6 protein-coding genes and 1 riboswitch are annotated in these 6397 nt (G+C 63.8%); of the genes, 2 read left to right on the top strand and 4 right to left on the bottom strand.

Annotated elements, in window-relative coordinates; all coding sequences use genetic code 11:
• Positions 1 to 28: 28 nt before the first annotated feature.
• The gene (locus NKH16_RS10855; protein ID WP_352899255.1) at positions 29 to 1708 is read left to right on the top strand and encodes a hypothetical protein; all 1680 of its coding nucleotides are present in this window, start codon (positions 29 to 31) and stop codon (positions 1706 to 1708) included.
• A gap of 33 nt (positions 1709 to 1741) precedes the next feature.
• On the opposite strand, the gene NKH16_RS10860 is transcribed toward NKH16_RS10855, so the two are convergent.
• From NKH16_RS10860 to NKH16_RS10875, 4 genes are all read right to left on the bottom strand, one after another.
• Positions 1742 to 2041, bottom strand: coding sequence for a CcdB family protein (locus tag NKH16_RS10860; RefSeq protein ID WP_352450813.1), 300 nt, complete (start codon positions 2039 to 2041; stop codon positions 1742 to 1744).
• Positions 2041 to 2283 carry a type II toxin-antitoxin system CcdA family antitoxin gene (locus NKH16_RS10865; RefSeq protein WP_254816484.1) on the bottom strand — a complete coding sequence of 81 codons (243 nt, stop codon included), beginning with the start codon at positions 2281 to 2283 and terminating at the stop codon, positions 2041 to 2043. The genes NKH16_RS10860 and NKH16_RS10865 overlap by 1 nt, the downstream gene beginning before the upstream one ends.
• A 76-nt stretch (positions 2284 to 2359) precedes the next feature.
• Positions 2360 to 4180, bottom strand: coding sequence for an ABC-F family ATP-binding cassette domain-containing protein (locus tag NKH16_RS10870; RefSeq protein WP_352743001.1), 1821 nt, complete (start codon positions 4178 to 4180; stop codon positions 2360 to 2362).
• Positions 4181 to 4195: 15 nt separating this feature from the next.
• On the bottom strand, positions 4196 to 4840 hold the full coding sequence (locus NKH16_RS10875) for a thiamine diphosphokinase (protein ID WP_352450811.1): 645 nt from the start codon (positions 4838 to 4840) through the stop codon (positions 4196 to 4198).
• Between the two features lie 127 nt (positions 4841 to 4967).
• A riboswitch (TPP riboswitch) is annotated at positions 4968 to 5082 on the top strand.
• A gap of 43 nt (positions 5083 to 5125) precedes the next feature.
• Between NKH16_RS10875 and thiB the strand changes: the two genes are divergently transcribed.
• Positions 5126 to 6139: a thiamine ABC transporter substrate binding subunit gene (thiB, locus tag NKH16_RS10880; protein ID WP_352471187.1), complete on the top strand. Its 1014-nt coding sequence runs from the start codon at positions 5126 to 5128 to the stop codon at positions 6137 to 6139.
• Positions 6140 to 6397 lie beyond the last annotated feature (258 nt).

Raw genomic sequence — 6397 nt, forward strand, 5'->3', positions numbered from 1 at the left:
CCAGAAACAAATGCAGGTCGACTGACGTATGGTAGATTTTGTTCCTATTCTGAAAAAGGCGCTCGATAAACTCGGTGAGCCGTCGGCGGAAGTGCGCGCCAGGGTCTATGACAGGGCCCGTTCGTCAATCGCGAAACAACTGGCAGAGAAGGCCACGATGACGCCTTCCGATGTCGACCGGCAGATGCGTGCACTGGAAGACGCCATCGCCAAAGTCGAGCGGGACTATGCCAAGCCTGCGCCGCCACCCGACCCGCTGGCGGAACTGGAGGACATCTTCTCCTCCATCGACCGCAACAAGAACCAGTCCAGCCATATCCGACAGCCAGCAAAGACGGAGCCGGCATGGCAGCCGGCCAAGACCGAGCCGGCAAAGACCGGGCCAGCCTGGCAGCCCACGCCCGCCAAGCCGGCGCCGAACTGGCAAAAGCCGCAGCCCGTCGCTCTTTCTCAGGAGCGCGCTGGTCCGCCGCCGTCCGATATGGATCTTCCGACGGCTGACGGCCAAGACGGCGTTTTTCGGGGCGACGACTTTTCCAACGACGGCGGCCCCGCGGAGGACACGTTCCAGCGGCTCCATCCTGCCGAGCGCAGGCGCAGCTATGGCGGTCTGATCGCCGCCGCCATTGCCTTGCTTGTCATTGCCGGTGGTGGCTATGGCATCTGGCTGAACAAGGATGCGTTCGGCAGCATGCTCGGCCTCGACTCGACCAAAGCCGTCGCCACCGAACCGCTGGTAAAACCAGCCCCGGCCAAGCCGGAGGCCGATGCGGCCGTACCGGCCGCCGCGCCTCCGACGGAGGCCGGCGAGGGCGCTAAGTACACGCCGCGCCTGACGCCCGAGGGCCACGAAGTCGATCCCGGCCCCGCGGCCGGGCAGGCGGGCATCGGCGAAGGCGAATCCGTCGCCGCACTGACCACGCCGCCATCGGCCGCACAGGCGCCGACCACCCCGGCACCCGCCGCGCCGGCACCGGCCGCACCCGCCGACAAGCAAGCCACGGCCAATGCTCCAGCAGTCGATGGGTCCGCTGCACCAACTCCCGCGACGCCGCCCGCCAACGGGGCAGCAGCGCCGGCCGATGCTGCAGCGGCCGCCCCGCCGCCCGCACCGGCAGCGGCACCAACGGCAGTTCCGCCGCAAGCCACGTTGGCCGTCGGCCAGAAGGCGATCTTCTACGAGGAGCGCACCAGCACCGCTCAAGGCTCGGCCGAGCCCGGCAACATCGTCTGGTCGCTAGTGCAGGAATCGCCCGGCGGCGACTTGCCGCCCGAGCCGGCGATCCGCGCCGAGGCGACCATTCCAGGCAAGGATATCCAGTTGCGCATGACGATCCGTCGCAACACCGACCAGACGCTGCCGGCCAGCCATATCATCGAGATGATCTTCCTGACGCCTGACGGCTTCGAGGGCGGCGGCGTCGACAACATCCTGCGTGTCGCCATGAAGGGCTCCGAGCAGGATGCCGGAAGCCCGCTGATCGGCATCCCGGCCAAGATCGCCGACGGTTTCTTCCTGGTTGCGCTCAACGATACCAAGGCGGATGAAGACGCCAATCTGACCTTGCTCAGAGGCCAGGACTGGATCGACGTGCCGGTCGTCTACAAGACCGGGCGGCGGGCGCTGCTCACCATGGAAAAGGGCATTCCAGGCGAGAAGGTGTTCGACGAGGCGCTGAAGGCCTGGCAGACTAAGACGGCGGGGTGAAGACGGTCCGCCACCCCGAAGCTCCCCAGCAGTTCAGAAGCCCTGGAACAGCATATCGAGCGCGGCCACGATCTCGTCGTGATGCCTCGTCAGATTCAGTCGGCTCTCGCCCAGTTCCGTCGCCGCAACCGTGGCGATCAAATGGGTGGCCATGACCAATTTCCGACCATTGATCTCGAAAATCGGGTGGAGCTTTCGCATTGGTGATGGCGCCATCGCAGCCGGCAGAAGCGGGACGACCACCCGGGTCTTGAAATGGTCTAGCAGATCGGCCTGGACGTCGAGGAGATAGCCGCCTTCGATGCTACCCGCGAAGACGTCGTAGCGCGCCATCAGAATTGCCGATGTTCTGCCAGCGGAATACCGTGTTTTTCGACATATTCGTTCCACGCATCTATCGTCGCGCGGTTCTCAAGCTTCCACAGCCGCGTCTTTTCGGCGGCCACGGCCTCGGCGATGCCGGCTTCAGCGGCGCGCGAGACATTCACATCGAGCCCCTTGGCTTCCTTCATGAGCTTTGAGTCGATCGACAGATTTGCCGGCTGGCGAACCGCATTCACAGCAATTTTGCGCATGATCACCTCCACAGTATGCGCATAACATATGCGCATTCCTCTCTAGTCGCAATGACAAGGTGCTTGAACTCGCGAATTACCCCTCCATCTCCTCGCGCAGCATTTCCAGTTCCAGCCATTCCTCCTCGAGCGCTGCCAGTGTGACGCGCTCCTTGTCGAGCGCGGCAATCGTCTTCTGGAACGAGGCCGGGTCACGCTCGTAATAGGCCGGATCGGCGATGTTGTTCTCCAGCCGCGAGATCGAGGCCGACACCGCCTCGATCTTCTTGGGCAGCGATTCCAGCGCGAATTTCTGCTTGAACGACAGTTTCTTGGCCGGGCCCTTCGGTGCGGCCGCTTCGTTCCTGCTTGCCGCCGTCGCTTCACCGGCTTCTGCTTTTGGCCGCGCCCTGCGGTCGTCCAGCCTGGTGCCGCCGCGCTGCGCCAGCATGTCGGAATAGCCGCCGGCATATTCGATCCAGCGGCCGTCACCATCCGGCGCGATAATGCTGGTCACGGTGCGGTCGAGGAAATCGCGATCGTGGCTGACCAGGATCACCGTGCCGGCAAAGCCGGCGACCAGTTCCTGCAGCAGCTCCAGCGTCTCCATGTCAAGATCGTTGGTCGGCTCGTCGAGCACAAGCAGGTTTGCCGGCCGCGCCAAAACGCGGGCGAGGATCAGCCGTGCCCGCTCGCCGCCTGAAAGCTCGCGCACCGGCGTGCGCGCCTGTTCCGGCTTGAACAGGAAGTCTTTCATGTAAGAGACGACGTGGCGCTGCTCGCCATTGATGACGAGGTTCTCGCCGCGCCCGTCGGTGAGATACTGCGCCAATGTCTCCTGCGGGTCGACGGCTTCGCGCTTCTGGTCGAGCGTGGCGATCTCCAGATTTGTGCCGAGCCGCACCGTGCCCGCGTCCGGCTTCAATTCGCCGGTCAGCATCTTCAACAGCGTCGTCTTGCCGGCGCCGTTCGGCCCGACCAGACCGACGCGATCGCCGCGCTGGATGCGGGTCGAGAATCCCTTGACCACGGTCAGATCGCCAAAGCTCTTCTCGATGTTCTTGGCTTCGATCACCAGCTTGCCGGATTCGGCGGCGTCGCTGGCTGTCATCGTCGCCGCACCCTCGGCGCCGCGATGACCACGAAAGCGCTGGCGCATGGTCTGCAACTCACCGAGCCGGCGCATGTTGCGCTTGCGCCGCGCTGTCACCCCATAGCGCAGCCAGTGCTCCTCGCGGACGATCTGGCGACCGAGCTTGTGCTGCTCGCGCTCTTCCTCCTCCAGCACCGTGTCGCGCCATTCCTCGAAATAGCCAAAGCCCTTGTCGAGACGGCGGGTCTGGCCGCGGTCGAGCCAGATTGTGGCGCGTGACACGCGCTCGAGAAAACGGCGGTCATGCGAGATGACGACCAATGCCGAGGAGGTGCGGGCAAGCTCCTCCTCCAGCCATTCGATGACCGAAAGGTCAAGATGATTGGTCGGCTCATCGAGGAGGAGAATGTCGGGCTCCGGCGCCATGACGCGGGCGAGGGCGGCGCGCCGCGCCTCGCCGCCGGAGAGGTCGTTCGGCCGTTCCTCGCCGGATAGGCCGAGATGCTCCATCAGGTAGGTGGCGCGGTAGGGATCGTCGGCCGGCCCGAGCCCCGCCTCGACATAGGCGCGGACAGTCGCAAAGCCGTCCATGTCGGGCATTTGCGGCAAGTAGCGCACGGTCGCCGATGGCTGGCGGAAGACTTCGCCGTCCTGCGGTTCGATCAGCCCGGCGGCGATCTTGAGGAGCGTCGACTTGCCAGAGCCGTTGCGGCCGACCAGGGCGATCTTGTCGCCAACTGAGGCTGTCAGGGCGGCATCGTCTAGCAGCGGCGTGCCGCCAAAGGTCAGCTTTATTCCGTCGAGATTGAGAAGCGGCGGCGCCATGTCAGCTTTCTGGGCTCAGCTTTCCGGAAGAGGATAGGGATGCGCGAGCAGCAGCGCGCGGCCGCTGGCCAGCGCGATTTCCAACCGGCCCCTGACCTCGTTGGAAATGGTCAGCGACGAGCCGAACGCAACCTCGACATGGTCGAGCGGCCATTTGGCGCCGGTGACTGTCAGGCCGGCGAGATCCGAAAAGCCGAGCACCGAAAACAGCGTGCCGTCGGCATAGTCGAAGTCAGTCTTTCCCGGCAGCAAGGGAATGCCTTCCTGTGCGCCGCTGGTCAAAAGCACTTCCGTCCCGCCTTCCGCCAGCCGGACGCTCAGCGCCAGATGCAGGAAGATGTGGTCGGTACGTTTGCCGCCGAAGGCGCCTGCGAGCACAAGGCTGGTCGCACCACGTTCGAGTGCGGCGGCGATAGCGAGTTCACCGTCGGTCTTGTCTTTTTCGGCGGGAAACACCTGCCGTGGCACGGCGGCCAGATCCTCCGGCAACTCGGCAGGCACCGAATCGAAATCGCCGACCCAGAGTTCCGGCCTCAGGCCCAGCATGCGGGCATGGCCGATGCCGGCATCGGCGGCGATGACACGCGAGCCTTCGACCTGGCGGTCGAGCAGCGGCGTGCGGATGAGATCGCCGCCAAGCAGGATGGTGAATGTGCTCATATCTCGTGGCCCTTACCAGCCCTGCCCCGGAAACGGAAGATGAAACGGCAGACGAAACGGAAGGCTGGGCTTTGGATGCCCGGCAAACTTCCGCTTGCGCAGCACTTCCGCCGGGCCTATGTGTTGCAACGCTCTAACGGGGTGCCGGACGCGATTTTCGCGGACCGGCTGAGAGGCAAGACTGCCAACCCGCTGAACCTGATCCGGTTTGTACCGGCGGAGGGATTAGACGTTTCGGACAGCCCGACGCCTCAATTCCTTTCAACGCGAACGAAGGAGGCGCCGATGCGCAGTTTTTTCCACTCTCTTGTCTCAATTGTCCTGCTTGCGGCATCCGCGCTCGCCTTGCCAGGGCAGGCATCGGCACAGGATAGGCTGACGGTCTATACCTATGAAAGCTTCACCGCCGATTGGGGTCCGGGACCGGCGGTGAAGAAGGCCTTCGAGGCCGAATGCAGTTGCGTCGTCGAATTCGTCTCGGTCGCCGACGGCGTGGCGCTGCTCAACCGTGTGAAGCTGGAAGGCGCCGCGACCAAGGCCGATATCGTACTTGGCCTCGATACCAATTTGACGGCGGATGCCAAGGCAACCGGCCTGTTTTCGCCGCATGGCGCAATATCGGGCGTCAGTGTGCCGGGCGGCTGGAGCGACGATATTTTTGTGCCGTTCGACTATGGCTATTTCGCCATCGTCTACGATACCGAAAAACTGAAGAGCCCGCCGAAGAGCCTCAGGGAATTGGTCGAGGGCGATGCCGGAGAGAAGATCGTCATCCAGGATCCGCGCACCTCGACGCCGGGCCTTGGCCTGCTGCTGTGGGTCAAGTCGGTCTATGGCGACAAGGCGCCGGAAGCCTGGGCCAAACTCAAGGCGAAGGTGCTGACGGTAACGCCGGGCTGGAGCGAGGCCTACGGCCTGTTCACCAAGGGCGAGGCGCCGATGGTGCTGTCCTACACCACCTCGCCGGCCTACCACATGGTCGCCGAAAACACCGAGCGCTACCAGGCGGCGTCCTTCGAGGAGGGCGAATATCTGCAGATCGAGGTTGCGGGGATCACCACCAAGGGTGCGAAGAACCCGCTGGCAGAAAAGTTCATTGCCTTCATGACCGGACCGAAATTCCAGGATGTCATTCCCGAAACCAACTGGATGTTCCCGGCCGGCAAAACCGACAAGCCGCTCAACCCGGCGTTCGACAAGCTGGTCAAGCCGACCAAGACCTTGCTGTTCAGCCCGGAAGACGTCGCGGCCAACCGCAAGGCCTGGGTCGATGAGTGGCTTGCGGCGATGAGCAAGTAGGGCTCAAGCCTCGTCGGATGTTTGCGCCAAGCCACCCCCCTCTGGCCTGCCGGCCATCTCCCCCTCAAGGGGGGAGATCGGTAGCTTCGCCGGTAGCGCCTCTCTTTCAACATTCGCGATTGGCGAAACGATACGTGACATTCAATCTCCCCCCCTCTCGTGGCAGGGGAATCGCATATGGCGATTTTGGGGTTGAGTTTAGGCTGAGAAAGGATTCTTTGGAGAGGCAGTTGAGCGAAGGAGCGACTGCCATTTCCT

The sequence above is a fragment of the Mesorhizobium sp. M1307 genome, from assembly GCF_040318155.1.
Lineage (GTDB): Bacteria > Pseudomonadota > Alphaproteobacteria > Rhizobiales > Rhizobiaceae > Mesorhizobium.

Excerpts from the sequence above, each read along its gene's own strand:
- NKH16_RS10855 (WP_352899255.1), top strand. The coding sequence starts at position 29 with ATGGTAGATTTTGTTCCTATTCTGAAAAAGGCGCTCGATAAACTCGGT.
- NKH16_RS10860 (WP_352450813.1), bottom strand. The coding sequence starts at position 2,041 with ATGGCGCGCTACGACGTCTTCGCGGGTAGCATCGAAGGCGGCTATCTC.
- NKH16_RS10865 (WP_254816484.1), bottom strand. The coding sequence starts at position 2,283 with ATGCGCAAAATTGCTGTGAATGCGGTTCGCCAGCCGGCAAATCTGTCG.
- NKH16_RS10870 (WP_352743001.1), bottom strand. The coding sequence starts at position 4,180 with ATGGCGCCGCCGCTTCTCAATCTCGACGGAATAAAGCTGACCTTTGGC.
- NKH16_RS10875 (WP_352450811.1), bottom strand. The coding sequence starts at position 4,840 with ATGAGCACATTCACCATCCTGCTTGGCGGCGATCTCATCCGCACGCCG.
- thiB (WP_352471187.1), top strand. The coding sequence starts at position 5,126 with ATGCGCAGTTTTTTCCACTCTCTTGTCTCAATTGTCCTGCTTGCGGCA.